A 23,692-nucleotide genomic window follows, 5' to 3' on the forward strand; every position below is an offset into this window, starting at 1 on the left:
TCGCGGAAGCGCCGGAGCGCCGCGCTCAACGCCAGCGGGAGAGCAGGACCAGCGAACCCACCATCGCGCCGAAGCCGACCGCGAGGTTCCAGTAGCCCCACGAGGCGACCGGGTACTCCTGCTCGGAGAGGTAGTAGACCACCAGCCAGCCGATGCCGCCGACGATCAGCGCGACAGCGATCGCCGGCAGCCACACCGGGCTAGGCTTGCGCGTCGCCGCCGCCGTCGTCGGACGAACGTCCGTCGGCGGGGTGTACACCTTCTTCTTACGGACCTGAGACTTGGGCACGACGCTCTCCAGAGGGGTGACGACCTCGTCCGGCCTGACAACCGGGCGCGGGGGCGACGGTCCATGGCCAATAATGTTCGACAGCTAGCGTAGTCCGGAAGGCCGCTCCAGGCCATGAATGGGGTCGATCCGGTGCACGCGGTGACCGGATCGGGCGGGTCGACGCGACGCGCCGGTGACCGCCCAGCGTCGTGACGGGCGTCACCACACGACGGGAGAGGAACGCTCGGTGGAGTACACATCCGGTGCGGCGTCCTGGCAGAAGGCCATGCGCCGGGCGGTCGCCGCCTTCCTGCCACGCCGCCCCCGGCAGCGCCGGCCGGGTTGGTCGATCGGCGTACCGCTGATCGCCGCCGCGGCCGGGTTGCTCTTCACCACCACGGCGACCACCGCCGGCGGCACCGCCCTGCGCGAGGACCGCCGACCCCAGCTCACCCAGCTCATCGAGGACCGCCGCGAACAGGTGGCCGAAAGCGAGCTGCGGGCCGCCCGGCTGCGCGCCGACGTGGAGAGCGAGACCGCGACCCTGGCCGACACCGACGCACCGATCAAGGAACAGCGCGACCGAGCCCGGGCGCTCCAGCAGGCGGCCGGATTCACCGCGCTCGCCGGGCCCGGGGTGACCGTCGAACTGAACGACGCCCCCCGCCGCAGCGACGGCACCCTGCCCAAGGGCGCCACCAACGACGACCTGGTCGTCCACCAGGGCGACGTGCAGGCGGTGGTCAACGCGCTGTGGGCCGGAGGCGCGGAGGCCATGTCCATCATGAACGTCCGCGTGCTCTCCACCAGCGCGGTACGCTGCGTCGGTAACACCCTGCTGCTGCACGGCCGGGTGTACTCGCCACCATTCAAGATCGTAGCAATCGGCGATCCCGCTGCCCTCCAGCAGGCCCTCGCCGGCTCTCAGGGAGTCGGGTTGTTCAAGCAGGCGGTCGACCACTACCAGCTCGGTTACTCCGAGAACGTCGGCTCCGTCACCGTGCCCGCGTTCGAGGACTCGACGGCGCTGCGATCGGCGACGGTGCCGCGATGACCCGGCAGGGCGGCGGGGACCAGCGCCGCGGCGACCAGCACGACGGGCCGACCGCCTTCCTCCCCCCGGTCGACCGGTCCACGCCGCCCGCCACCGCCCGCCCGGCACCCGCCCACCCGCAGCCCGCCGGCCCCTGGCCGGCACCGGTGCTGCCCACCCGACAGCCGCCGCCCGCCTGGCCGGGCCGCCCCGCCCGGCCCACGCCCGACGACCGGCAGCAGCCGCCGGGCGGGCCAGGTCGCCCCGCCCCGCCCGCGCCCCCCGGTCAGCAGCCGGGCCGTACGGTCGACCCGGCGGCGACGGCGCTGCTCCCGGTGCTGCCGGCCCGGCCGACCGCTCCGGCGATGGACTCCACCGCCCTGATGGGTGCGGTGCCACCCGCCCCCGAGCCGAGCGGGTCCGACGACCCCGTCCCGCCCCCACCCCCGCCCCGCCGGGGTGAACGGGTGGTGCAGCTACGCCCGGAGCAGACCGGGAAGGGCTACAAGAGCGTCTACTCGGAGCTGACCCGGCCCACCTTCGCCTCCCGGCTGCGCACCGGCGTCCGGGTCAGCGGCGAGGTGCTGATCACCTTCGGCCTGGTGGTGCTCCTCTTCGCCGGGTACGAGATCTGGGGCAAGTCCGTCCTGGTCGACGCCCACCAGAGCAAGCTCAACCAGCAACTCGCCCAGGCGTGGGGGCCGACCGGCGATCCGACGGTCAGCCCGACCGGCCCGGCCAAGGCGGTCGCCCCGGCCGAGGGCAAGCCGATCGCCGGGCTCTACATCCCCAGCCTCGACAAGAACTGGGTCGTCGTCGAGGGCGTCACCCAGGAGGACATCCGGTACGCCCCGGGCCACTACCCGAAGAGCGCGCTCCCCGGCGAGGTGGGCAACTTCTCCGTCGCCGGACACCGCAACCGGGCCACCTTCTGGCGGCTGGACGAGCTGAAGTCCGGCGACGCGATCCTCCTGGAGGGCAAGCAGGACTGGTACGTCTACAAGGTGTACCAGTCCCGGATCGTCCGCCCCGACCAGGTCGAGGTGGTGGCTCCGGTGCCCGGCGAGCCGAACGCGAAAGCCACCCGCAAGCTGCTCACCCTCACCACCTGCAACCCGAAGTTCGACAACTACCAGCGGCTGATCGTCCACGCCGAACTCGACCGAACGCAGCCCAAGTCGCAGGGCCCGCCGCCGGAGCTGGAGGGCTGACGATGTACTCCTGGATCTGGCGCAAGCTGCCCTTCGGGTTGCCCGGCAAGCTGGCCGGCTCGGTGCTGCTCGCCACCGCGACGGTGGCGCTGCTCTGGTTCGTGGTGTTCCCCTGGGCCGAGCCGCTGCTGCCCTTCGACGACGTGCAGGTCACCCAGGACTCCGGCAACCCGGGTGGTGACTCCGCGGTCGACCCGGACGCACCGGCCGGTGACGGGCACGACCTGCCGTACGACACCGACCGGAACAACACCCCGCCCGCCCCCTCCCCGAGCCGGTGAGCCCATGCGCATCCTCGTGATCGACAACTACGACTCCTTCGTCTTCAACCTCGTGCAGTACCTCGGCCAGCTCGGAGTGGAGTGCGAGGTCCGGCGCAACGACGAGATCGACATCGCCGAGGTCGGCCAGGTCGGCGCGGCGGGCATCCTGCTCTCGCCGGGGCCGGGCAGCCCGGACCGCGCCGGCATCTGCCTCGACGTCATCCACCGGTACGCCGGCGAGCTGCCGATCTTCGGCGTCTGCCTGGGTCACCAGGCGATCGGGGAGGCGTTCGGCGGCACCGTCACCCGGGCCCCGGAGCTGCTGCACGGCAAGACCTCCGAGGTGCGGCACCACTCGGTCGGGGTGCTGACCGGCCTGCCCGACCCGTTCACCGCCACCCGTTACCACTCGCTGGCGGTGCTGCCCGAGACGCTGCCCGACGAGCTGGAGGTCACCGGCTGGACGGCCTCCGGCGTGGTGATGGCGATGCGGCACCGGACGCTGCCGATCGAGGGGGTGCAGTTCCACCCGGAGTCGGTGCTCACCGAGGGCGGCCACCTGATGCTGGCCAACTGGGTCGCCACCTGCGGCCACCCGGAGGCCCTGGAGCGCGCGCCGAAGCTGGCCGCCGAGGTCGACGCCCGCCGCCGGGCGGCCTTCGCCACCCTCTGACCGACCGCCGCACCGGCCGGCGTCCGGCCCGGCCCGGCGAGGCAGGTCCGCGCCCGCCGTCCCGACGAATGTCCGGCCCGGCCCGACAGGCCGACCCGCGCCCGCCGTTGCCCCCGACAGGAACGGGCCCGGCCCCTAGGGACCGGGCCCGGCACGACGGGCGGTACGGGTCAGTCGTCGTCGCTGCGGAACGGTGGGGTGGGCAGCGGGAACCCGCCCCCCGTGCCGTCGCCGGGCGGCGTGGTGGTCGGCGCCGGCGTGGTCGGTGCGGGCGGCGTCGGCGACTCGGTGGCCTCCGGCACGCTCACCACGATGGTGACCGTGCTTCCCTTGGCCTTCTTGGTGCCGGCCTTCGGGTTCTGGCTCTGCACCTTGCCGGCCTCGTCCGCCGGAACCTCCGAACCGAGTTCCGGGTTGACCTTGAAACCGGCGTTCGTCAGGGTCCGGGTGGCCTCCGCCTGGCTGAGGTCCTCGACGTCCGGCACCTCCCGGACGTTGCCCCGGGAGACGGTGAGGGTCACCTCGGTGCCCTCCGCCACCTTCTCGCCCTCGGGCGGGGACACGTCGAGGACGATGTCCTCGCTCTCCTCGCTGTCCTTCGTCACCACCTTGACGGTGAACTTCTCGTCCTTGAGCCGGGTCTGGGCGCTCTCGACCTTGCTGCCCTTGAGGCCCTTGGGGATGCTGACCTCGGGCTTGCCGCCGCAGAGGCTCACCGTCACCTGGCTGTTCTCCTCCAGCGCGGTGCCGGCCGGCGGGTCCTGCCTGACGACCGTGCCCACCTTGCAGGTGCTGTCGAAGACCTGGTCGCCGGTCGCCGGCACCAGGCCGGAATTGCGGATCTCGGCGAACGCGACGTCCTGCGTCTTGCCCGCCAGGTTGGGCACCGGGCTCTTCTTCGGCTCCTGACCGTTCATCAGCAGCGCCGCGACCAGGGCGATCACCGCCAGCACACCGACCGCCGCGAACGCCGCGATCACCCACGCCGAACTCCTGCGCCGCTGCGGGTCGCCGACCCGGGCCGGGATCTGCCGGGTCTGCTGGCCGACCACCTGGGTCGGGTAGCCGCTCGCCGCCGCGGCCATCGGGGTCGTCTCGTCCTGGCTCAGGACGGGGGTGGCCATCACCGGTCGGCCGGCGGCGGCGCGGAGCAGGTCGGCCCGCATCTCGCCGGCGCTCTGGTAGCGGTTGAGCGGGTTCTTCGACAGCGCCTTGAGCACGATCGCGTCGATCGCCGGGGTGACGTCCGGGTTGATGTCGCTCGGCGTCGGCGGGGCCTCCCGCACGTGCTGGTACGCCACGCTGACCGGGCTGTCACCGACGAACGGTGGGTGGCCGCAGACCAGCTCGAACAGCACACAGCCGGCGGCGTACACGTCGGAGCGGGCGTCGACGGCCTCGCCGCGCGCCTGCTCGGGGGAGAGGTACTGGGCCGTGCCGATCACCGCGCTGGTCTGCGTCATCGTGGTGGCACCGCTGGCCAGCGCGCGGGCGATGCCGAAGTCCATGACCTTGACCTGGCCGGTCTGGGTCAGCATGACGTTGCCGGGCTTGATGTCCCGGTGGATGATCCCGTGCCGGTGGCTGAACTCCAGGGCCGCGCACATGTCGGCGCAGATCTCCAGTGCCCGGCGCGGCTGGAGCCGCCCCTCGACGCCGAGGACCTCCTTGAGGGTCCGCCCGTTCACGAACTCCATCACGATGAACGGCAGGGTCTCCCCGGTGGGGGCGGTCTCCTCGCCGGTGTCGTAGACGGCGACGATCGCCGGGTGGTTCAGCGAGGCCGCGTTCTGCGCCTCCCGGCGGAAGCGCATCTGGAAGGTGGCGTCCCGGGCCAGGTCGGTCCGGAGCATCTTGATCGCGACGTCCCGACCGAGCCGGAGGTCCCGACCGCGGTGTACCTCGGCCATGCCGCCGTAACCGAGCAGCTCGCCGACCTGGTACCTGCCACCGAGCAGGCGGGCCTGGGCTGTCATCGCGTTCGTCGTCCTTCGCTCGTCGTCGTCTCGCCGTCACCCGGTCCGAGCCGTACCACCCGACGGTACGACGTTCCGGCCGGATCGTCGCGTCCGAGGGCACTCAGCGCGCCGGACGTCGTATCCGGCGCACCGGGATCGGTGGCCAGGTTGCCCTGCCGGCTCGCATACGCGAGCACACCCGAGCAGACCAGCACCAGCACCGCCAGCAGGATCGCCAGGGTCACCATGCCGGACCGGGAACGGGCAGGTGGGGCGGGGGGCGGGAGGGGCTGTCGGGCGTACACGGGCCGGTCGGCACGCAGCTGGGCGGGCGGGACGGAGGCCGCCCCCCGGGGTTGCTGCGGATAGGGCCGGGTCATCGGGGTGGCCTGGACCGGCGGACGCTGCGGGGTCACCGGCGGCGGCTGCGGGTGCCGGGCCGCGACCGGCGGCCGGGCCTGTCCGCCCATCGGCGGTCGGGCCTGCCCGCCCATCGGGGGCCGCGCCTGCCCGCTGACCGCCGGCCGGTGCGGGTGGACCGGCGCGCCGGGCTGCTGCCGGGGTACGGCGGGCACCTGGGCGCGGGCCATCGGGCCGGCCGGGGACGCCGGGGCCCCGGAGACCGGGCCACCGGAGACCGGGCCGGGGTGGCCGCCACCGGCGCGGGCCTGCTGGGAGAGGGCCTGCTTGGCCTGCCGGGCGACGGAGGCCAGGGCGGCGGCGCTGGGCCAGCGGTGGCCGGGCTCCTTGGCCATCGCCCGGTCCACGATCGCCTTGACCTGCGGTGGGATGTCCCCGGGCAGCGGCCGGGGAGTGTCCCGCACGTGCTTCATCGCGATTTCGAGTGGGTTGTCACCCTCGAAGGGCCGCCGGCCGGCGAGGCACTGGTAGGCCACCACACCGAGGGCGTAGACGTCGGAGGCGGGTGTGGCGACCGCACCGGTGGCCTGCTCGGGGGAGATGTACGAGGCGGTGCCGAGCACCGACCCGGCGGCGGTGAGCTGGCCGACCAGCTCGGACCGGGCGATGCCGAAGTCGGTCAGCACCAGCGTGCCGTTCGGCCGGACGAGCAGGTTGCCGGGCTTGACGTCGCGGTGCACGATGCCCTTCTCGTGGGCGGCGTGCAGGGCGTCGGCGGCCTGGGCGAGCAGGGCCATCGTCCGGGCCGGGGTGAGCCGGCCGACCCGGCTGAGCGTCGCCGACAGGGCGTCGCCCTCGACGTACTCCATCACCAGGAAGGCGATCTCCTGGTCGCTGCCGAAGTCGTAGACGTCGACCACGCCTGGATGGTTGATGGTGGCCATGGTGCGCGCCTCGCCGCGGAACCGCTCGGCGAAGCCGGGCTCGTCGAGCAGCGCCGGGAGCAGGCTCTTCACCGCGACCGTACGGCCCAGCACCTGGTCGGTGCCGCGCCACACGTCGCCCATGCCGCCGCTGGCGATCCGCTCGTCGAGGCGGTAGCGGTTGCCGAGCTGCACCCCGGGGCTGAGCATGTCAGCGGCCCCCCGCATCGGCGATGGCCGCCTGCATGATCTTGCCACCGATCCGGGCCGCCTCGGCGCTGCCGCCGCTGCCGGCCTGCTCCAGCTCCACGCAGACGGCGGAGACGGCGTTGCCGTTCTTGTCCAGCGCGAAGCCGATGAACCAGCCGTGGTCGGGGCGGTCCGGGGCGGACTGGGCGGTGCCGGTCTTGCCGCCGACGGTGTAGCCGTCGATGGCCGCCGAGCTGCCGGTGCCGTTCTTGACCACGCTGACCATCATGTCCCGCAGGTCGTCGGCGACCTGACCGCTGACCGGCTGGCGCAGCTCGCGGGGCTGGGCGTTGTAGTAGCTGGTGGTGCGGTCCGGCCCGAGGAGCTGCTTGACCAGGTACGGGCGCATCTGCCGGCCCTTGTTGGCTACGGAACCGGCGATCAGCGCGCCCTGGAGCGGGGTCATCCGGACGTTGTTCTGGCCGATCGAGGACTGCGCCAGCGCGGCGGGGTCGGTGCCGCCGTCGGGGTTCTGCATGTCGCCGGTCCGGCTGGCCGCCACCGGCAGGCCCCCCTCGCCGAGCTGCCCGACGGTGAGGTCGTCCTGCTCGAAGCCGAACTGCCGGGCCTTCTCCTTCACCGTGTCCGCGCCGAGCCGGACGCCGAGCTGGGCGAAGCCGGTGTTGCACGACTCGGTGACCGCGTCGATCAGGGTGACCTGCGCCTCCGGGCAGATCGACGCGGCGGCGTTGCGGATCTCGGTGCCCGACGTCGGCGGGGTCCAGCTCGGCCCGGCCGGGATCTCGGTGTCCTTGCCGACCCCGTTCTCCAGCGCGGCGGCGGCGATCACGATCTTGAAGGTGGAGCCGGGTGGCAGGACCTCCGACAGCGCCCGGTTCTTCAGCGGGCCCTCCGGGTCCTGCTCGTACTTGTTGTAGGCCGCCGACGCCACGTTGGTGTCGTGGTCGACAAGCGGGTTCGGGTCGAAGCTGGGCATCGAGACCAGCGCCTGCACCGCACCGGTACGCGGGTCGATGGCGATCGCCGCGCCCTTCTTCACCCCGTTGCGGTTGTTGCGCAACTGCTCGTAGGCGGTGTCCTGGGCCCGCTTGGAGATGCTCAGCAGCACGTTGCCGCCGCCGCTCTCGTCGCCGGTGAACATGTCCTTGATCCGGTTGCCGAGCAGGGCGTCGCTGGTGCCGGCGAGGAAGTCGTTCTCCAGCCGTTCGATGCCGGTGTCGGCCAGGTTGACCGGCTTGTAGCCGAGCACGTGCGCGTACTTCGTCCCCGCCGGGTAGCTGCGCTGGAACCGCAGCTTGCCGCCGGTCTCCTTGCTGGTGGCCACGGCGGTGCCGCCGGCCTCGATGTTGCCCCGCCGACGCTCGTACTCGGCCACCTGCACCCGGCCGTTGTAGTCGCTGTTGCGGTATTCGTCCGCCTTGTAGGCCTGGATCCAGTTGAGGTTGGCGAAGAGCAGCCCGAACAGGACCATGACGACGACGCCGACGCGGCGCAGGGGCGCGTTCACGGGCGGATCACCTCCGTGGGAGCACCGTGCAGCTGTTCCGGCGGCCCGCCGCCGGGTCGTCCCGCCGGGCCGCCACCCTGGGCCACCGGCCGCCGGGCGGCGTCGGAGATGCGCAGCAGCACCGCGATGAGCAGCCAGTTCGCCATCAACGACGAACCACCGGCGGACAGGAACGGAGTGGTCTGACCGGTCAGCGGGATGAGCTTGCTGATCCCGCCGACGATCACGAAGACCTGCAGGCCGAGGGTGAAGGCGAGACCACCGGCGACCAGCTTGCCGAACGAGTCCCGCACCGCCAGCCCGGCCCGCAGCCCCCGCTCGACGATGAGCAGGTAGACCACCAGCAGGGCGGTCAACCCGAACAGGCCGATCTCCTCGCCGATGCCGGCGAAGATGAAGTCGTTCTGCACCTCGGGGATCTCCAGCGGCTCCCCGGCCCCCGGCCCGGAGCCGAACAGGCCACCGCTGCCCAGGCCGAGCAGGCCCTGCACCAGCTGGTAGCCCCGGTCGTACGGCTCGGCGAACGGGTCGAGCCAGATCTCGGCGCGGGTGTAGAAGTTGGCGAACGGGCCACCCACCGTGCCGCCCAGCACGTACGCGAGGTAGGCGCCGCCGAAGAACAGGACCAGACCGATCAGCAGCCAACTGACCCGTTCGGTGGCGATGTAGAGGGTCACCACGAACATGCCGAAGTAGAGCAGCGAGGTGCCGAGGTCCTTCTCGAAGACCAGGACCAGCAGACTGATCATCCACACCCCGAGCACCGGCCCGAGATCCCGGCCGCGCGGGAAGTCGATACCGAGGATGCGGCGGCTGGCCAGCGACAGCACCTCACGCTTGCGGACCAGGTAGTAGGCGAAGAAGACCAGCAGCGCCAGCTTGGCGAACTCACCGGGCTGGATGCTGAACCCGCCCACCCTGATCCACAGCTTCGCGCCGTTGATCTCGGAGAACCGGCCGGGCAGCACCGCCGGGATCATCACCAGCACGATGCCGGCCAGCCCCAGCGTGTACGCGTACCGGGAGACCGCCCGGTGGTCGCGCATCAGCACCAGCAGGCCGGCGGCGAGAATCACCGCGGCCAGCGTCCAGGCGAGCTGCCGCCCGCCGGTGCCGGCGAAGATGGCCAGCGTCTCCCGGTCGGCCGGGGCGGCCTTGCCGAGGTCGAGCCGGCGCAGGAAGCCCACCCCGATGCCGTTGAGCAGGGCGACCGCCGGCAGCAGGGCCGGATCGGCGAACGGCGCCAGCCACCGGATCACCAGGTGCATGCCGAAGAAGACCAGCCCGAGCGCGGCGGCCGGCATCCAGAAGTCACGGGTGACGGTGTCGAGCAGGTTGGCCTCGACGATCGCCCCGTACGCGGCCACCAGCACCATGGCCAGCACCAGCAGGGACAGTTCGGCGTTACGCCGGGACCGCGCCAGACGTACGCCGGGCCGCTCGCCCGTCGTGACGGGCGAGACTACCGGGTGGGCCGCTGCGGTCAAGGAGGTGTCCCTCGGATCTCAGCCGACGGTCACTCGGGCGACCGGCAGCCCGCCGGGTCTCCGGCCGGCGGAACCGCGTCGGAGGCCGAGGCGTCGGGTGTGGTGGGCGGCGTGGGAGTGCCGGTGGTGCCCGGGAGCCTGGTGGCGGTCGGGAGCCCGGTCACGCCGGGGCTGGGTGAGCCCGGGACGGCCGGCGCCGACGAGTTCGCCGGCACGGGTGAGCCGGTGACCAGCGGTGGCACCGGCGGGCAGACCGGCTTCAGGTTCGGATTGGTCGGGTCGTCGCTGGTCAACTCCGCCAGCCGGCGCAGCGCGTCCGGTCGGCTCTTGGCCTGGATGCCCTGCTTGACCTGCTCCTGGGCGGCCAGGGTGAGGTCGTCGAGCTTGGCCTGGCTGGTCGAGTGCACGCTCGACAGGTCGAGGCCGGCCACCTGGCCGGGAACCCCGCGGAAGACCGCGAGCTGCCCGCTGTCCGTCGCCCCGACGTAGTACTGCCGCTGGGTGTAGCTCCAGCCGGCGAAGAGGCCGCCACCGAGGATGACCAGCAGGGCCGTCAGCATCGCCGCGGTACGCAGCGGCCGGCGCGGGCGCTCCGGGTCGTCGTCCCGGCTGGCCGCCGGTTCCTCCGGGGCGGGCGGGCGCGGCGCCGACAGCGCCGACGCGCGGGCGGCCGGGGTCGAGTCGTCGGCGGCGGTGGCCATCCCCCGGTCCCGGGCCGCGGCCCCGCCGACGATCGGGCTCGCCTCGACGATGTCCTGGTCGGTGGCGTCCGCGATGATCACGGTGATGTTGTCCGGGCCGCCGCCGCGCAGGGCGAGCTGCACCAGCCGCTCGACGCACTGCTGCGGGTCGGTGTACTCGCGGAGGCTGTCGCCGATGGTCTCCGCGCTGACCACGCCGGACAGGCCGTCGCTGCAGATCAGGTAGCGGTCGCCGGGCAGCACCTGCCGGACGCTGTACTCCGGGTCGATGTCCCGGCCGTCGAGGGCGCGGGTGAGCAGCGAGCGCTGGGGGTGGCTGCTCGCCTCCTCCGCGCTGATCCGCCCCTCGTCGACGAGCATCTGGACGTAGGTGTCGTCCTTGGTGATCTGGGCGAACTCGCCGTTGCGCAGGAGGTAGGCCCGCGAGTCACCGATGTGGACCATGCCGAGCTTGCTGCCCGAGAAGAGGGTCGCGGTGAGCGTGGTGCCCATCCCCTCCAACTGCGGGTTGGCATCCACCGTGTCGCGGAGCTGCTGGTTGGCGGTGCCCACGGCCGATCGCAGCGCGTCGACGAGCGCGTCCCCCGGGACGTCCTCGTCGAGCGGCGCCATGGCACCGATGACGATGTTGCTGGCGACGTCACCGGCGGCCATGCCGCCCATGCCGTCGGCGACGGCGAGGAGCCGCGGCCCGGCGTAGACGGAGTCCTGGTTTCCGTCTCGGATCAGACCGCGGTCGCTGTGGGCCGCATAGCGCAGGGTCAGAGTCATGGCCGTAATTCGAGAGAGGTGCGGCCGATACGGATCGGCACGCCGAGGGGGACGGGGGTTGGTCCGGTGACCTTAGCGCGATCGAGGTACGTGCCGTTAGTCGAACCGAGATCCTCGACGAACCACTGCCCGTCCCGGGGCACCAGCCGGGCGTGCCGGGCGGAGGCGTAGTCATCGGTGATGACGAGGGTGGAGTCCTCGGCCCGGCCGATGGTGATCTGCGCTTCGCCGAGGGTGATCCGGGTGCCGGCGAGCTGGCCGGCGGTGACCACCAGCTGGTGGGCCGCCCGACCCCGCTTCACCTTCGCCGGCTTCGCCGCCTGCTGCTGGGTGGAGGCCCCGACCGCGCGTGGCGCGGCCACCAGCCGCCCCGACCGGGCGCCCGCGAAGAGATCCCGACGGATGACACCGACCACCGTGAACACGAAGATCCACAGCAGGATGAGGAACCCGAACCGGGCGACGGTGATGACGAGTTCCGGCAAGGCGGGTCAGCCGTCCACGCGGAAGGTCAGCGTCGTGGTGCCGAGCTGGATCATGTCGCCCGGGTTCAGGGCGACGGCCGAGACCCGCTGGCCGTTGACCATGGTCCCGTTGGTCGACCCGAGGTCGGTCAGCACGACCTGGCCGCCGTCGAAGTCCAGCCGGGCGTGCCGCCGGGAGATCCCGACGTCGGGCAGGCGCAGGTTGGCCTGGTCGCCCCGGCCGATCACGGTCGAGCCCATCTGCAACGGATAGGTACGGCCGTCACCCGAGACCAGCCGGACGTTGCGCGCGCCGCCGCCGTGGCCGGGCGGCGGGCCGTAGCCGCCCCCCTGGTCGTACGACGGGTAGGCCGGCGGACCGGGGTCGTAGCCGCCCGGGGAGGAGACCGGAGCGACCTCGCCGCCGGTGTAGACCTCGGCGGTGACCCGGAACATGCCGGTGTCCAGCCCCTCGCCCCGCTCGACCTCGACGATCACGTCGCCGTAGACCGTCCACGCCTGCTCGCCGATGAACTCCGCCTGTGACTGGGCCAGTTCCTGGGCCAGCGCGGCGGCGTACGGCGCCAACCGGCTGTGGTCGTACGGGGAGAGATCGATCACGTAGCGGTTCGGCACCAGGGTGCGGCCACCAGCGAGGATGGCCTTGTGCGCCTCGGCCTCCCGCTGCATGGCGTTGAGGATCTCCACGGGGTGGACCACCCCTTTGAAGACCTTGGCGAAGGCCCCTTCTACCAGGCCTTCCAGACGCTTCTCGAAGCGTTGCAGCACGCTCACCGGCTCCTCCTCGGGTCCCGAGGACATGATGGTATCTGGACGGCGCGCATGCAGCTCGCGCGCCGCTCGGCCACCGCGCGGCGGCCCGTTCGGAGCGGCCGTCCGGACCGTGCTACTCTTTCGTCCGCCACGAAGGGTGACCGCTCGTAGGAACGGTAACCGGTCGGGGCGAGACCGCAGGACCGGGTAGGATGTTCCGGGCCCGCCGGAGACGGCGGGGTCGACGCGAACTACGACGTTCGAGGGTCGTGCCACGGGGATGTGGCGGAATGGCAGACGCGCACGGTTCAGGTCCGTGTGTCCGAAAGGACGTGGGGGTTCAACTCCCCCCATCCCCACCACCAGACGAGGGCTCCGCAGTCGCGGGGCCCTCACTTCGTATCGGGGCGTACCGGACGTCAGGCTATGCTCCGATGGTTTTTTCCAGCCTCCTACCTTGACCAGGAGTGTCGTGTGAGTGTCGCGTTGGTGACCGGGTCGGGCGGTCTGATCGGTTCCGAGGCGGTCCGGCACTTCGCCGGGCTCGGCCTGGACGTGGTCGGCATCGACAACGACATGCGGCAGGAGTTCTTCGGCGCCGAGGCCTCGACCGCGTGGAACGTCCGGCGGCTGACCGACGAGCTGGGGTCGGCGTACGCGCACCACAGCATCGACATCCGCGACCGGGACAGCCTCGGCAAGCTCTTCGCCAGGTACGGCCGGGACATCGCCGTGGTGATCCACACCGCCGCCCAGCCCTCGCACGACTGGGCGGTACGGGACCCGTTCACCGACTTCGACGTCAACGCCGGCGGCACCCTCAACATCCTGCAGAACGTGCGGGAGCACTGCATCGGGGCGCCGGTGATCCACTGCTCGACCAACAAGGTCTACGGCGACCGCCCCAACAGCCTGCCGCTGGTGGAGCAGGAGACCCGCTGGGAGATCGAGCCGGGGCACCCGTACGAGCAGGGCATCCGCGAGGACATGTCGATCGACGCCTGCCTGCACTCGGTCTTCGGGGCCTCCAAAGTCGCCGCCGACGTGATGGTGCAGGAGTACGGCCGCTACTTCGACATGCGGACGGCCTGCTTCCGGGGCGGCACGCTGACCGGCCCGGCGCACTCGGCGACCGAGCTGCACGGCTTCCTCGGGTACGTGATGCGGGCCAACATGGAACGCCGCACCTACAAGATCTTCGGATACCAGGGCAAGCAGGTGCGTGACGCCATCCACAGCTCGGACGTGGTGACGGCGTTCGAGGCGTTCTTCCGGGAGCCGCGCTCGGCGGCGGTCTACAACCTGGGCGGCGGCCGGCACTCCAACACCTCCAACCGGGAGGCGTTCGCCCTGGCCGAGGAGATCACCGGCCAGGAGATGATCACCGAGTACGTCGACGCGAACCGGATCGGCGACCACAAGTGGTGGATCGGCTCGAACGAGGCGTTCCAGGCCGACTACCCGGGCTGGAAGCAGGTCTACGACGTACCCATGATCATGCGGGAGATCTACCAGGCCAACGTCGACAAGTGGGTGCCGGGGGCATGACCGGACAGGGCAAGCGGAACGTCCTCGGCGTCCTGGTCGACGCCACCGACTACGCCTCGGCGACCGAGCAGGTGGTCGCGGCGGCCCGGGAACGCCGGCCGCTGGCGCTGACCGCGCTGGCCGTGCACGGGGTGATGACCGGGGTGCTCGACCCGGCGCACAACGCCCGGCTCAACTCCTTCGACGTGGTCACCCCGGACGGCCAGCCGGTGCGCTGGGCGCTCAACCTGCTGCACCACGCCGGGCTGACCGACCGGGTCTACGGCCCGACGCTGACCCTGCACGTGCTGCGCCGCTTCGCCGACGAGGGCCTTCCGGTCTATCTGTACGGCTCGACCGAGGAGACGCTGGCGAAGCTGATTCCGGCGCTGGAGCGGATGTTCCCGGCCCTGAAGATCGCCGGGGTGGAGCCGTCGAAGTTCCGCGCGGTGCAGCCCGGCGAGGACGTCGAGATCGCCGACCGGATCCGGGCCAGCGGTGCCCGGCTCGTCCTGGTCGGCCTGGGCTGCCCCCGCCAGGAGGTCTTCACGTACGCGATGCGGCCCCTGCTGGACATGCCGCTGATGGCCGTCGGCGCGGCCTTCGACTACCACGCCGGCCTGCTCCGGCAGCCGCCGCCGTGGATGCAGCGGGCCGGCCTGGAGTGGTTCTGGCGGCTCGGCCTGGAGCCGAAGCGGCTCTGGCGGCGGTACGTCATCCTCAACCCGGCCTACCTGACCCGCCTCGCCGGCCAGAAGACCGGACTGTGGAAGGCCCGTCCGCCGGCCCCGGCCACCGAACGACCGGCCACCTTCGCGGTCTGATCCGCCCACGACGGACGACCGGCCGGTACGACGACCCGGTCGGTTGCGTGCCGCCGGGCCGATCGGCCGGGACGCGGCCACCCCTACGGGATGCTCCGGGGTGGGAACAGGGGCTCGTCCCGGATTCGCCGCCCGCCGTTGTGGGCAAGGCTGTGTCCATGGATGGGCATCTCATCGTTCTGCTGTCGATCGCCGCCGTCTGGCTCGCCGCCGGCGTCGTGGCGGACGGACTACCCCGGCTGGACCGGGCCCGCGCCCTGCGACGGCGTACCGGATGGCTGCTCGCCCTCTCCGTGGCCGGGCTCGCGTTGACCGCGACGGTGCTGGTCGCCGGCACGATCAGCGGCGGGGACACCCCGGTCGACCGGGCGGCCGGGCAGCTCCCGCTGGTGGCGGTGCCGGCGCTCGCGGTGGCCGCCTGCACGGTGCGCCGGGTCCGCCGGCTGCGGGCCGGGGCGGGCGCGTTCACCGCCGCGCCGGAGACCCCCGCGCCGTACGGCCTGCGGGCCGCCGCCGGTCATCCGCTGATCGGCCTGCCCGTGCAGGTGACCGCGCTGGCCACCCTGCCGGGCCTGTTGCGGGCCGGTGGGCTCGATCTCAGCGCCGGCAACGGGGTGACCGGGGTGACGCTCATCCTCGGCGGGTTGGCCGTCCTCGCCATCGGGGTACGCCACGGGCTGCGGCACAACCGGCTCGCCGAGCGGACCCTGCCGGGCACCCGCCCCGCACTGGCCGGGCTGCCCGCCTCATCGGCCGCGGCCGGCTCCCTGCACGTATAGCAGTTCCAGGATCGCCCGGGTCGCCTCGAACCACCGGTCCAGCCAGCCGGGCGGTGGGACGCTGCCCTTGGGCGGCAGCTCCAGCAGCAGGCCCCGCAACAGCGGGTGGTCGATCAGCGGTTCGGAGGGGTCCATGGGCCAGCTGGCCGGTCGGAGCGACGGCTCGGCGAAGGGGCCCGGGTGCGACGAGGGCAGCGGCAGGGGTCCGCCGTGCTCGGACCCGGGGTAACCGTCGCGGCCCACCTCGGTGTCACCGGCGCCCACCTCGGTGAGCATCGTGTCGCGCCGGGCGCTGCGGTATTTCCCGCCGAACCGTTCGGTCTTGCCGGGGCCATGGGTGAGGTTGTCTGAGCCGATCGTCGTCATCTGCGTATCGCCTGCCTCGCTCGGTTGCCGCCACCTGCGGCGGATCGTCGACCAGCGCCGTACCGAGGGTTCAACGACCCGGGGCGGAAGTGGCGACGGGCCGGCCGGGGAGTGTCCCCGACCGGCCCGCGGTCAACGCCACGCTGCGTTGGTCAGTGTTGGCCGAACGCGCCGTTCCGAGCGTCGGCGACGAAGGCGTTCCATTCCCCGGGGGCGAATACGAGGGCGGGACCTGTCTTGTCCTTCGAGTCCCGTACCCCGACCGCCCCGATCACGTAAGCCACCTCGACACAGTTGTCACAGTTCGGCCCGCTTTTTGAGCTCTTGAACCAGGTCGCCTGCGTCAGGTCCTCGGGGAACCTCTTGGTCGCCATTTCCACAACGGCTCCTCTGCCAGTTCTGCGATGTGTGCTATGGACTCCTCCGGCTGCCGGGCTGCTGCTCGAATGTGATCGAAGATGAAGCTGTACTTCTGTAGCTCGTCGCTCTTCTCCAGGAAGAGCCCACCCGTGGCGTTCTCCGCGTACACGACATCCGGATCAACCGATTCGGGAAAGCTGAGAATGGTGAAGGTCCCGTCCATGCCGGCGTGCGCCCCCACCTCGAAGGGCAGGACCTGCAACGTCACGTTCGGCAGTTCGGCCACCTCCACCAGCCGCCTGAGCTGGTTACGCATCACCGCGTCACCGCCCACCGGCCGACTCAACACCGCCTCATCGAGCACCACCCACAGATCGACCGGATCGTCCTGGGTCAACAACGACTGACGGCCCAGTCGGACACGCACCCGTTGTTGCACCTGGTCGGCGGTGAAGTCCGGGCGGGCCGCCTGGATCATCGCGCTGGCGTACTCCTCGGTCTCCAGCAGACCGGGCACGACCTGCTGCTCGTACGCGCGGATGTGGCCGGCCGCCGCCTCCAGGCCGACGTACGCCCCGACGAGCACGGTGCTGTAGGGATGCCACCACCCCTTCTGCCGCGCCTCGCGGGCGATCTGCACCAGCTCCTCGCTCTCCGCGCCCACCACCCCGTAGATGCGGAGCATGTCCCGCACGTCACGGGGCGTGACGGAGGTGTGGCCGGTCTCGATCCGCGAGATCTTGGAGGCGGAACACTCCAGCTGCTCGGCGACGACCTCTATGGTGATGCCGGCACCGTCGCGTAGGCGGCGTAGCTCGGCCCCGAGCCGACGACGCCGGATGGTGGGGCTCCGCCGTTCGCTCATCGCATCGCCCCAGGTGCCGATGACGGGGGAAGCTGGTGCCTCGCGCTCACCCGGTTACCTCCGGTCGGTCGCGCCTGCGTCCACACCCGCCGGGGGCGCGACCGACGGACGGCGGGCGATCGTTCGCGGCAAGGGGTGGAACCGGTCGTCGACCGGCCGCGGCGGGCGAACCGCGTCCAGTGTGCCGCTCCGGAGTCGGCGTGATCAAGCGCCCGGTTCACGTGTCGCCCTCACGTATCGGCAAAAGTCGACGTGCAACTTGCATCCCGCATCACACTGATGCACTCTGTCCGTATGGTTCGAGTCACTCACCGTTTCCGGTCGATTTCCGGGTGTGATCATCGCCCCGGGCTCGCCCGGCCGGATGGATGCCCCGGGCCGCAGGAATCCACGAGGCCCGCCCCGGGTTGATGACCCCGCCGCTGTACGCCCGAAGGCTGCGGCGGCGGGAGCGGTAACACCCGTGAGCAGCCGGGTGATGGCCGGGTGGTGCGATCCACCACCAGCGGGTACGCCCCCGGCCACCACCACACCGAGCACCGGCCCGCGAGGCACAACCCCGTCGCCGGACCCGCATCCGTCCCCGTTCCGCACCGACCGGCCCCGCGACGCCGGCCATATCCTCCCAGGAGCCCATGTGCTTCCCCGCTCCGGTGACGTTCTGCACGTGACCCGCGCCGCCAGTGTGCAGTTCCTCCGACCGATCACCTTCCGGGTGATCCGGGTGCTCGACTGGCCGACGTACGACGGCTGGCTCTGGCTCGACGGCTACCAGCTCAACGCCGCAGGCGACGCGGTCAGCCGCCGCTCGATCTTCGTCCAGCGGGCCGGACTGACCCAGCTGCGGGCCGCGGCCGTACCGCGTCAGCACACCGCACGGTCGCGCCGGCCGGTCAACCGCGCGCCGATCGCGGTGGGCTGACTCCCCGATTACCCGGCCGGAGGGCGTGCCGCCGCCATAGAATCGGTACGCCCACCCCGGCGAAGTCTCCACCCCGCGCGTATCCGGCCCCTGAACCTGGGATGGCCATGGTCTATCTGCCCGCCGCGCGGCGGCACCACCGGTCCCGCCTCAGACCCGCCTTCGGCCTGCTGGCCCTGGTCGGCGTGGTCCTCACCCTCGTGGTGGTGACCCGCTACCCGGCCGAGTCGGCCACCCGGCTCGCCGAGCCGGTGCCGGCCCCCGAGATCACCGTGGCCGAGCCCACCGACGCCGACGGCACCACCGACGCCGACGGCACACCGCCCGATCCGGCCCTACCTGCCGACCGGCGCGCCCGCACCCCGCTCTGGGCCGACACCGACGGCGGGGCCGGAAACCCGCCCGGGGACGCTGTGCGGACCGGGGACGACCCGACCGCCGAGGACGACCCGACGGCTGGTCCCGGTGGGAGCATCGCGGCCGATCCGGGGACCGCGCAGTCCGGGGTCGGCGGTGGCGGTGCGTCCGCCCTCGCCCAGCCCCGGCACCCGTCGGACGACCGGCAGACCGTCGCCCGGTCGCTGTTCTACTCCGGCCTGCTCGGGCTGGCCATCTCCCTGGCCGGTCTGGGCCTGGTGGGGGCCAGACGCCGGATGTGGTGAGCCGGGCCGGTCACCCGGTGGGGGTGCCGGTCGGGGTGGCGGTGCCGGACGGCGACGCCGACGGCTCGGCGGCCACCACCAGGGTCACCTCGTCCCCCGGCGACACCGTCTGACCCGCGCCCGGATCGGTGGACAGGACGGTGCCGGGCGGCCGGTCCGACTCCCGCGTCTGCACCCGGGAGGACAACCCGAGCCGCCCCAGCAGGGCCTCCGCCGTCTCCTGGGAGAGACCGACCAGCGGCGGCACCGCAATTCCGGCGGGCTCGGTCGCCGGCGCGGTGGTTGGTGGGGTCGTCGGCGGCCCGGTGGTCGGTGGGGTGCTGGGTGGTGCGGTGGTCGGGGCGGCACCCGTCGTCGGCACGGCCGTCGGCGGTGGGGTCGGTGTCCCGTCCGACGAGGTGTCCACCGCCCGCAGGACCAGCCAGATCCCCACCCCGAGGAGCCCGAGCAGCACGAGCCCGAGCACGCCCAGCAGGATCGGCGTCCACCAGCGTCGACCGCGCTGCTCCTCGGCGTACCACTCGGCCGACTCGCGGGGGTCGTCCGCCCGTGCCGGTGGCACCCCGGCCCGGCCGGACCAGACCGGTGCGTCCGTCGCACCGGGCGGCGGCCCGTCGGCCGCCGGCAGCGGGCGGGTCGCGTCCACCGGCTCCTGCCGGGCGGTGGCGTCGACCGGGGACGGCCCGCCCGCCGGGGGCCGGTCCGCCGGCAACGGCGCGGTCCGGTCCGCAGCCGGCAGTCGGCCGGTCGCGTCGTCGGGCGGACGGGGCAGTGGGCGGGTCGCGTCGTCGGCGGGTGGGTCCTGGCGGTCGTCGCTCATCGCACGTCCTCTCGCCACCTGGCGGACGGCGGGCGCTCGACCCACCGGGCGAGGCCCCGGGCCGGCCCGGCGGTCGTGGCACTCGGCCCCACCACGGTAACGGTCGACGCCGGCAATCGCCGGTACCGGCGCGGCGACCCGCCCGTCAGGGCGTCGGCGTCGGTGTCGGCTCGGCGGTCGGCGTCGGTTGGTCCCCGCAGGAGATGGCGACCTGGTCGTTCCAGTGCGCGGTCGCGTCGGCCGCAGGCACCTGGGCGGTGACCTCGCCACGGTTCCCGGTGGGATACCGGGGGAACAGGCCCACCTCGCCCAGTTCGTCGGCGGCGTCGTCGCAGTCCTCGCCGACCAGGTCCGGCACCTCGACCTCGGGTGCCGGCCCGCTGACCTCCACCCGCACGGTGGTGCCCGGCTTCACCGACGTGTCCTGGGCGGGCACGGTACGGGTCACCGTCCGGCCCGACCCGGTGCCGAACACCAGCCGCCAGCCGAGCTTCCGGTCGTGCAGGGTGTCCCGCGCCTTCTCGAAGTCGAGCCCCACCAGCCGGGGCACGGTCAGCCCGCCACCGGTGGCGGCGGGTGGCGGGGTGGTCCGCGCGGCGGTCGGCCCGGCGGTGCTCGGCGCGTCGACCGGGGTGGACGGTCCGCTGGCCGCCGCTGCCGGGGTGGCGCCGGTCTCCGGGTCGCCGGGGTCGGCCAGCACCCACCCGACGGTGCCCCCGACGGCGGCCAGCAGGACCGTCGCCAGGGCGCCGCCGAGCAGCATCTTTCCCCGGCCCGGCCGGCCCCGGCCCGCGGTGTCCTGTCCGGTGTACTCGTCGTCGTCCATGCCGCTCCCCCGCCTCGTCCCCGAAACGGTACCGGCCGCTGCCCAGCGGTCACCGGCCGTGCTCCGGCGCTCGTCCGACTCGCCGCCTCGACCAGGGAACGCTACAGTCCCGACATGGCGGGACGGGGCTGGGGAGGATCGGTGCTCACCGCGCTGGGCGTCGCCGCCGGTGTGGGCGCCGCGCAGCTGGGCTTCGGCTACGGCCTGGGCATCATCAACTGGGCGCCGGCCGACGCCGGCGCCACCGAACCGTCCTGGTTCGCCAGCCTCGCCTGGGCGACCTGGATCGCCGCCGTCTCCACCGTCGCCGGGGCGGTCTGCGCCCAACGGCTGCACGAGCGCAGCGGGGACGTCGACATCGGTGGCACCCTGCACCGGGTCACCCTCGCGGTCGCGGGCGCGGTCGGGGCGCTGATCACGATCCTGCTGGTCGCGGTGCCGTCCCGGGCCGCCTCCGTACCGGAGACCTTCTCGCCGCAGACCGTCGCGGCCGGCTACGCCGGGGTGGGTGTGCTGGTGGGGTTGGTGGTCGCGGTCTGGGCGCTGCACTCGCGGGCCGCCGCGACGAACGTGATCGCCACCGTCGGCTGGTTGTGGTTGCTGGCCGTCGTCTCCGTCGTCGACGGGGTGCTCGCCGGTCGGGGACTGACCAGCGCCCAGCTCGGCATCTGGCAGATCGCCCAGGACAGCCCCCGGTTCTGGTGGCGGGACCACCTCTACTGGCCGGGAGCGCTGCTCGCCCTGGGCTCGGCCCTGCTGATCGGCGCGTCGGCCGCCCGACGGGCCGCCCGGACGCCCGCGCTGCGGCTCGGTGCGGTGGTCTCCGGGGCCGCCGGGCCGCTGCTCGTCGCGGTCGCCTACTTCCTCGCCGTGCCCCGGCTGGCCACGATCTCCCCGGCCCAGGTCTCGGCCCACCTCGTCGCGCCGTACGCGGTCATCGTCGGCGCGGCCGGTTCGGTGCTGGTCGCCTCGCTCGCCCAGCGGGCCGAGCGACGGGCCGCCGCACGGACGACGCCGTCGGTGCCGCACCCCCGCACCGGGGAACCGGACGACCTGCCGGCCGGCACCGACCCGGCCGCACCCTCCGAACCGGACGTTCCCGGTCGGGGGACCGGCCACCCGACGGCCGACAACCCGGGCCCCGGCGGCACCTCGGAGGTCACTCCCGGGCCGCCCGCGTCACCCGCCACCTCTGGCCCGGCGGACGACCCGGCCGGGGATTCCCCGACGCCGGTGCCGGAACCCGGTGACGATTCCCGGCCTCCGGCCGTGGGCCGGGCCCGACCGGTCCGCCGGGGTCGGAGCACCCCGCCGGCTCCGTCACCCGGTGCGGCCCAGGCCGGTGACGCCCGCGCCGGTGCAGCGCCGTCCGGCCCGGTTACCGACCAGCACCCCGGTTCGCCGGACGGCGGGCATCAGGGCGTCGACCAGGGGGACGGGGCCCCGCCGACGGGCCCGGTGCCCAAGCCCCGCGCCGGACGCCGCACCTCCTGACCTGGCAACGGCCTCCCCGGCCGGACGTAACCCTGGGACGCCGGCCCTCCTACCGGATGGCTCAGTCCACCGGCCAGGTGTGCACCGGTTCGTTGCTGCGCTGGAGTTCGGCGTACCGGTTGGCCATGTGGCGCAGCGCCGCGTCCCGGTCGAGGTTGCGGTGGTGTTGCGCGGCCCACACCGTCTCGGTCTGCCAGACCGCCCCGTTGCGGCCGGTACGGCAGCGCTGCTCGATGATGCCCAGCAGCCGGTCCCGTTCGGCGGGGGCGACACCGAACCGGTCCAGCCCGGTGGCCGCCTTCGGCAGCAGGGTGTCGAGGACCAGCTTGGTGACCGGCACCTCGCCGAGGCGGGGCCAGTGCAGCACGGCGTCCATGCCCCGGCGGGCGGCGGCGTGGAAGTTCTCCTCGGCGGAGCTGAAGGTGAGCTGGCTCCAGATCGGCCGGTCGGACTCGGCCAGCCCACGCGCCAGCCCGAAGTAGAAGGCGGCGTTGGCCAGCATGTCGACCACGGTCGGGCCGGCCGGCAGCACCCGGTTCTCCACCCGCAGGTGCGGACGGCCGTCCATGATGTCGTACACCGGGCGGTTCCAGCGGTAGACGGTGCCGTTGTGCAGCCGCAGCTCGGACAGTTGCGGGACGCCACCGGCGTGCAGCACCTCGACCGGGTCCTCGTCGGCGCAGATCGGCAGCAGCGGCGGGAAGTACCTGACGTTCTCCTCGAACAGGTCGAAGATCGAGGTGATCCAGCGTTCACCGAACCACACCCGGGGGCGTACCCCCTGGGCCTTCAGCTCGTCCGGGCGGGTGTCGGTGGCCTGCTGGAACAGGGCGATCCGGGTTTCGGCCCAGAGTTGCCGGCCGTAGAGGAACGGCGAGTTCGCGCCGACGGCGACCTGGACGCCGGCGATGGCCTGGGAGGCGTTCCAGTAGTCGGCGAAGCTGTCCGGCGCGACCTGGAGGTGGAACTGGAGGCTGGTGCAGGCGGCCTCGGGGACGATCGAGTCGGTGTGCGTCCGCAGCCGCTCGACCCCCCTGATGTCCAGTTCGATGTCCTCGCCCCGGGCGCCGACGATCTGGTCGTTGAGCACCCGGTACCGCTCGTTGGTGGAGAGGTTGTCGGCCACCAGGTGCCGTTCGGTCAGGGTGGGCAGGATGCCGACCATGACGATCCGGGCGTCGGACCGGGCCGCCCGTTCGTCGGCCCGGGTGAGGCTGCTGCGCAGGTCGCTCTCGTAGTGGGCGAAGCCGCCCCCCTCGATCAGCCGGGGTGCCGCGTTCAGTTCCAGGTTGAACTGTCCCAGTTCGGTCTGGAAGAGCGGGTCGGCGATGGCGGCGAGGATCTCGTCGTTGCGCATCGCCGGTTCGGCGTCCGGGTCCATCAGGTTGAGTTCGATCTCCAGTCCGGTCATCGGCCGGTCGGCGTCGAAGCCGAAGTCGTCGAGCATCAGCGCGAAGACGTCCAGGCAGCGCCGCACCTTCTGCCGGTAGCGGACCCGGTCCTCCCGGGAGAACGCGCCCTGCTCGACGTCCCTACCCATGTTTCCTCCAGGCGTGAGACGCGCGGGACGGTGACCGTCCCGGCGCGCAGTGTGAACCACCATAAGAGCGCCCACGCGCCGGGGCCAGTGCCCACCGGGTA

At 72.8% G+C, this 23,692-nt stretch carries 24 protein-coding genes and 1 tRNA gene; 11 read left to right on the forward strand and 14 right to left on the reverse strand.

From position 1 onward, the window contains the following. Nucleotides 1-25: 25 nt before the first annotated feature. Nucleotides 26-289 (reverse strand): cell division protein CrgA, encoded by a 264-nt coding sequence (locus ACN265_RS30795; RefSeq protein ID WP_204925580.1) that lies wholly within the window; start codon nt 287-289, stop codon nt 26-28. 229 nt (nt 290-518) lie between these two features. Between ACN265_RS30795 and ACN265_RS30800 the strand changes: the two genes are divergently transcribed. From ACN265_RS30800 to ACN265_RS30815, 4 genes are read left to right on the forward strand one after another with little or no spacing between them, the layout of a single operon-like run. Continuing rightward, the gene (locus ACN265_RS30800; protein ID WP_363649777.1) at nt 519-1,325 is read left to right on the forward strand and encodes a DUF881 domain-containing protein; all 807 of its coding nucleotides are present in this window, start codon (nt 519-521) and stop codon (nt 1,323-1,325) included. Next, complete coding sequence (locus ACN265_RS30805) at nt 1,322-2,515, forward strand: class E sortase (RefSeq protein ID WP_421410876.1); 1,194 nt, start codon at nt 1,322-1,324, stop codon at nt 2,513-2,515. The genes ACN265_RS30800 and ACN265_RS30805 overlap by 4 nt, the downstream gene beginning before the upstream one ends. A gap of 2 nt (nt 2,516-2,517) precedes the next feature. Further along, nucleotides 2,518-2,796, forward strand: coding sequence for a hypothetical protein (locus tag ACN265_RS30810; protein ID WP_204925577.1), 279 nt, complete (start codon nt 2,518-2,520; stop codon nt 2,794-2,796). A gap of 4 nt (nt 2,797-2,800) precedes the next feature. Continuing rightward, nucleotides 2,801-3,451, forward strand: a complete 651-nt coding sequence (locus ACN265_RS30815) for an aminodeoxychorismate/anthranilate synthase component II (protein WP_421410878.1) — start codon at nt 2,801-2,803, stop codon at nt 3,449-3,451. 170 nt (nt 3,452-3,621) lie between these two features. On the opposite strand, the gene pknB is transcribed toward ACN265_RS30815, so the two are convergent. From pknB to ACN265_RS30850, 7 genes are read right to left on the reverse strand one after another with little or no spacing between them, the layout of a single operon-like run. Further along, entirely contained in the window at nt 3,622-5,427 is a 1,806-nt protein-coding gene (pknB, locus tag ACN265_RS30820; protein ID WP_421410880.1) for a Stk1 family PASTA domain-containing Ser/Thr kinase, read from the reverse strand. After that, nucleotides 5,424-6,902, reverse strand: coding sequence for a protein kinase domain-containing protein (locus ACN265_RS30825; RefSeq protein WP_421411701.1), 1,479 nt, complete (start codon nt 6,900-6,902; stop codon nt 5,424-5,426). Before ACN265_RS30825 ends, pknB begins: the two co-directional genes overlap by 4 nt. Nucleotide 6,903: 1 nt before the next feature. Then, nucleotides 6,904-8,409 carry a peptidoglycan D,D-transpeptidase FtsI family protein gene (locus ACN265_RS30830; RefSeq protein ID WP_420118914.1) on the reverse strand — a complete coding sequence of 502 codons (1,506 nt, stop codon included), beginning with the start codon at nt 8,407-8,409 and terminating at the stop codon, nt 6,904-6,906. Next, nucleotides 8,406-9,896: an FtsW/RodA/SpoVE family cell cycle protein gene (locus tag ACN265_RS30835; RefSeq protein ID WP_420118915.1), complete on the reverse strand. Its 1,491-nt coding sequence runs from the start codon at nt 9,894-9,896 to the stop codon at nt 8,406-8,408. Before ACN265_RS30835 ends, ACN265_RS30830 begins: the two co-directional genes overlap by 4 nt. A 29-nt stretch (nt 9,897-9,925) precedes the next feature. Continuing rightward, nucleotides 9,926-11,368, reverse strand: a complete 1,443-nt coding sequence (locus ACN265_RS30840; protein ID WP_204925573.1) for a PP2C family protein-serine/threonine phosphatase — start codon at nt 11,366-11,368, stop codon at nt 9,926-9,928. Continuing rightward, entirely contained in the window at nt 11,365-11,853 is a 489-nt protein-coding gene (locus tag ACN265_RS30845; protein WP_088645730.1) for an FHA domain-containing protein FhaB/FipA, read from the reverse strand. Before ACN265_RS30845 ends, ACN265_RS30840 begins: the two co-directional genes overlap by 4 nt. A gap of 6 nt (nt 11,854-11,859) precedes the next feature. Beyond that, the gene (locus ACN265_RS30850) at nt 11,860-12,654 is read right to left on the reverse strand and encodes an FhaA domain-containing protein (RefSeq protein ID WP_088645731.1); all 795 of its coding nucleotides are present in this window, start codon (nt 12,652-12,654) and stop codon (nt 11,860-11,862) included. 228 nt (nt 12,655-12,882) lie between these two features. On the opposite strand from ACN265_RS30850, the gene ACN265_RS30855 reads away from it, so the two are divergent. The 4 genes from ACN265_RS30855 to ACN265_RS30870 all read left to right on the forward strand — a co-directional run bounded on the left by ACN265_RS30855 (nt 12,883) and on the right by ACN265_RS30870 (nt 15,736). Continuing rightward, nucleotides 12,883-12,968, forward strand: a tRNA-Leu gene (locus ACN265_RS30855). A gap of 64 nt (nt 12,969-13,032) precedes the next feature. Next, nucleotides 13,033-14,154 carry an NAD-dependent epimerase/dehydratase family protein gene (locus tag ACN265_RS30860; RefSeq protein ID WP_204925571.1) on the forward strand — a complete coding sequence of 374 codons (1,122 nt, stop codon included), beginning with the start codon at nt 13,033-13,035 and terminating at the stop codon, nt 14,152-14,154. After that, complete coding sequence (locus ACN265_RS30865) at nt 14,151-14,957, forward strand: WecB/TagA/CpsF family glycosyltransferase (protein WP_363649771.1); 807 nt, start codon at nt 14,151-14,153, stop codon at nt 14,955-14,957. The genes ACN265_RS30860 and ACN265_RS30865 overlap by 4 nt, the downstream gene beginning before the upstream one ends. A 158-nt stretch (nt 14,958-15,115) precedes the next feature. After that, entirely contained in the window at nt 15,116-15,736 is a 621-nt protein-coding gene (locus ACN265_RS30870; protein ID WP_232377859.1) for a hypothetical protein, read from the forward strand. Here ACN265_RS30870 and ACN265_RS30875 read toward each other — a convergent pair. The 3 genes from ACN265_RS30875 to ACN265_RS30885 all read right to left on the reverse strand — a co-directional run bounded on the left by ACN265_RS30875 (nt 15,704) and on the right by ACN265_RS30885 (nt 17,327). Beyond that, a complete protein-coding gene (locus ACN265_RS30875) occupies nt 15,704-16,102 on the reverse strand; it encodes a hypothetical protein (RefSeq protein ID WP_420118919.1) in 399 nt (132 codons plus the stop codon). The two genes, ACN265_RS30870 and ACN265_RS30875, sit on opposite strands and share 33 nt — an antisense overlap. Before the next feature lie 152 nt (nt 16,103-16,254). Beyond that, nucleotides 16,255-16,476, reverse strand: coding sequence for a DUF397 domain-containing protein (locus ACN265_RS30880; RefSeq protein WP_091253343.1), 222 nt, complete (start codon nt 16,474-16,476; stop codon nt 16,255-16,257). Next, a complete protein-coding gene (locus ACN265_RS30885) occupies nt 16,446-17,327 on the reverse strand; it encodes a helix-turn-helix domain-containing protein (protein ID WP_204925568.1) in 882 nt (293 codons plus the stop codon). Before ACN265_RS30885 ends, ACN265_RS30880 begins: the two co-directional genes overlap by 31 nt. A gap of 637 nt (nt 17,328-17,964) precedes the next feature. Between ACN265_RS30885 and ACN265_RS30890 the strand changes: the two genes are divergently transcribed. Both ACN265_RS30890 and ACN265_RS30895 read left to right on the forward strand, forming a co-directional pair. Continuing rightward, entirely contained in the window at nt 17,965-18,249 is a 285-nt protein-coding gene (locus ACN265_RS30890; RefSeq protein WP_088645737.1) for a hypothetical protein, read from the forward strand. 107 nt (nt 18,250-18,356) lie between these two features. Next, nucleotides 18,357-18,911: a hypothetical protein gene (locus ACN265_RS30895; RefSeq protein WP_421410883.1), complete on the forward strand. Its 555-nt coding sequence runs from the start codon at nt 18,357-18,359 to the stop codon at nt 18,909-18,911. A gap of 10 nt (nt 18,912-18,921) precedes the next feature. On the opposite strand, the gene ACN265_RS30900 is transcribed toward ACN265_RS30895, so the two are convergent. After that, the gene (locus ACN265_RS30900) at nt 18,922-19,731 is read right to left on the reverse strand and encodes a PASTA domain-containing protein (RefSeq protein ID WP_421410884.1); all 810 of its coding nucleotides are present in this window, start codon (nt 19,729-19,731) and stop codon (nt 18,922-18,924) included. Between the two features lie 145 nt (nt 19,732-19,876). Next, on the reverse strand, nt 19,877-20,557 hold the full coding sequence (locus ACN265_RS30905) for a PASTA domain-containing protein (RefSeq protein WP_421410886.1): 681 nt from the start codon (nt 20,555-20,557) through the stop codon (nt 19,877-19,879). 114 nt (nt 20,558-20,671) lie between these two features. On the opposite strand from ACN265_RS30905, the gene ACN265_RS30910 reads away from it, so the two are divergent. Next, nucleotides 20,672-22,051 carry a hypothetical protein gene (locus ACN265_RS30910; protein WP_421410887.1) on the forward strand — a complete coding sequence of 460 codons (1,380 nt, stop codon included), beginning with the start codon at nt 20,672-20,674 and terminating at the stop codon, nt 22,049-22,051. A 61-nt stretch (nt 22,052-22,112) separates the two neighbouring features. On the opposite strand, the gene ACN265_RS30915 is transcribed toward ACN265_RS30910, so the two are convergent. Beyond that, a complete protein-coding gene (locus ACN265_RS30915) occupies nt 22,113-23,591 on the reverse strand; it encodes a glutamate--cysteine ligase (RefSeq protein ID WP_204925563.1) in 1,479 nt (492 codons plus the stop codon). Nucleotides 23,592-23,692: the final 101 nt, after the last annotated feature.

This window comes from Micromonospora sp. WMMD730, from assembly GCF_049178955.1.
Taxonomy (GTDB): Bacteria; Actinomycetota; Actinomycetes; order Mycobacteriales; family Micromonosporaceae; genus Micromonospora; species Micromonospora wenchangensis.

What these genes read in the sequence shown, in the direction of transcription:
- ACN265_RS30815 (WP_421410878.1), top strand. Translation starts at nt 2,801, where the DNA reads ATGCGCATCCTCGTGATCGACAACTACGACTCCTTCGTCTTCAACCTC.
- ACN265_RS30895 (WP_421410883.1), top strand. Translation starts at nt 18,357, where the DNA reads ATGGTCTATCTGCCCGCCGCGCGGCGGCACCACCGGTCCCGCCTCAGA.
- ACN265_RS30905 (WP_421410886.1), bottom strand. Translation starts at nt 20,557, where the DNA reads ATGGACGACGACGAGTACACCGGACAGGACACCGCGGGCCGGGGCCGG.
- ACN265_RS30915 (WP_204925563.1), bottom strand. Translation starts at nt 23,591, where the DNA reads ATGGGTAGGGACGTCGAGCAGGGCGCGTTCTCCCGGGAGGACCGGGTC.
- ACN265_RS30850 (WP_088645731.1), bottom strand. Translation starts at nt 12,654, where the DNA reads ATGTCCTCGGGACCCGAGGAGGAGCCGGTGAGCGTGCTGCAACGCTTC.
- ACN265_RS30875 (WP_420118919.1), bottom strand. Translation starts at nt 16,102, where the DNA reads ATGACGACGATCGGCTCAGACAACCTCACCCATGGCCCCGGCAAGACC.
- pknB (WP_421410880.1), bottom strand. Translation starts at nt 5,427, where the DNA reads ATGACAGCCCAGGCCCGCCTGCTCGGTGGCAGGTACCAGGTCGGCGAG.
- ACN265_RS30885 (WP_204925568.1), bottom strand. Translation starts at nt 17,327, where the DNA reads ATGAGCGAACGGCGGAGCCCCACCATCCGGCGTCGTCGGCTCGGGGCC.
- ACN265_RS30840 (WP_204925573.1), bottom strand. Translation starts at nt 11,368, where the DNA reads ATGACTCTGACCCTGCGCTATGCGGCCCACAGCGACCGCGGTCTGATC.
- ACN265_RS30825 (WP_421411701.1), bottom strand. Translation starts at nt 6,902, where the DNA reads ATGCTCAGCCCCGGGGTGCAGCTCGGCAACCGCTACCGCCTCGACGAG.
- ACN265_RS30900 (WP_421410884.1), bottom strand. Translation starts at nt 19,731, where the DNA reads ATGAGCGACGACCGCCAGGACCCACCCGCCGACGACGCGACCCGCCCA.
- ACN265_RS30910 (WP_421410887.1), top strand. Translation starts at nt 20,672, where the DNA reads ATGGCGGGACGGGGCTGGGGAGGATCGGTGCTCACCGCGCTGGGCGTC.
- ACN265_RS30865 (WP_363649771.1), top strand. Translation starts at nt 14,151, where the DNA reads ATGACCGGACAGGGCAAGCGGAACGTCCTCGGCGTCCTGGTCGACGCC.
- ACN265_RS30860 (WP_204925571.1), top strand. Translation starts at nt 13,033, where the DNA reads ATGCTCCGATGGTTTTTTCCAGCCTCCTACCTTGACCAGGAGTGTCGT.
- ACN265_RS30880 (WP_091253343.1), bottom strand. Translation starts at nt 16,476, where the DNA reads ATGGCGACCAAGAGGTTCCCCGAGGACCTGACGCAGGCGACCTGGTTC.
- ACN265_RS30810 (WP_204925577.1), top strand. Translation starts at nt 2,518, where the DNA reads ATGTACTCCTGGATCTGGCGCAAGCTGCCCTTCGGGTTGCCCGGCAAG.
- ACN265_RS30870 (WP_232377859.1), top strand. Translation starts at nt 15,116, where the DNA reads ATGGATGGGCATCTCATCGTTCTGCTGTCGATCGCCGCCGTCTGGCTC.
- ACN265_RS30805 (WP_421410876.1), top strand. Translation starts at nt 1,322, where the DNA reads ATGACCCGGCAGGGCGGCGGGGACCAGCGCCGCGGCGACCAGCACGAC.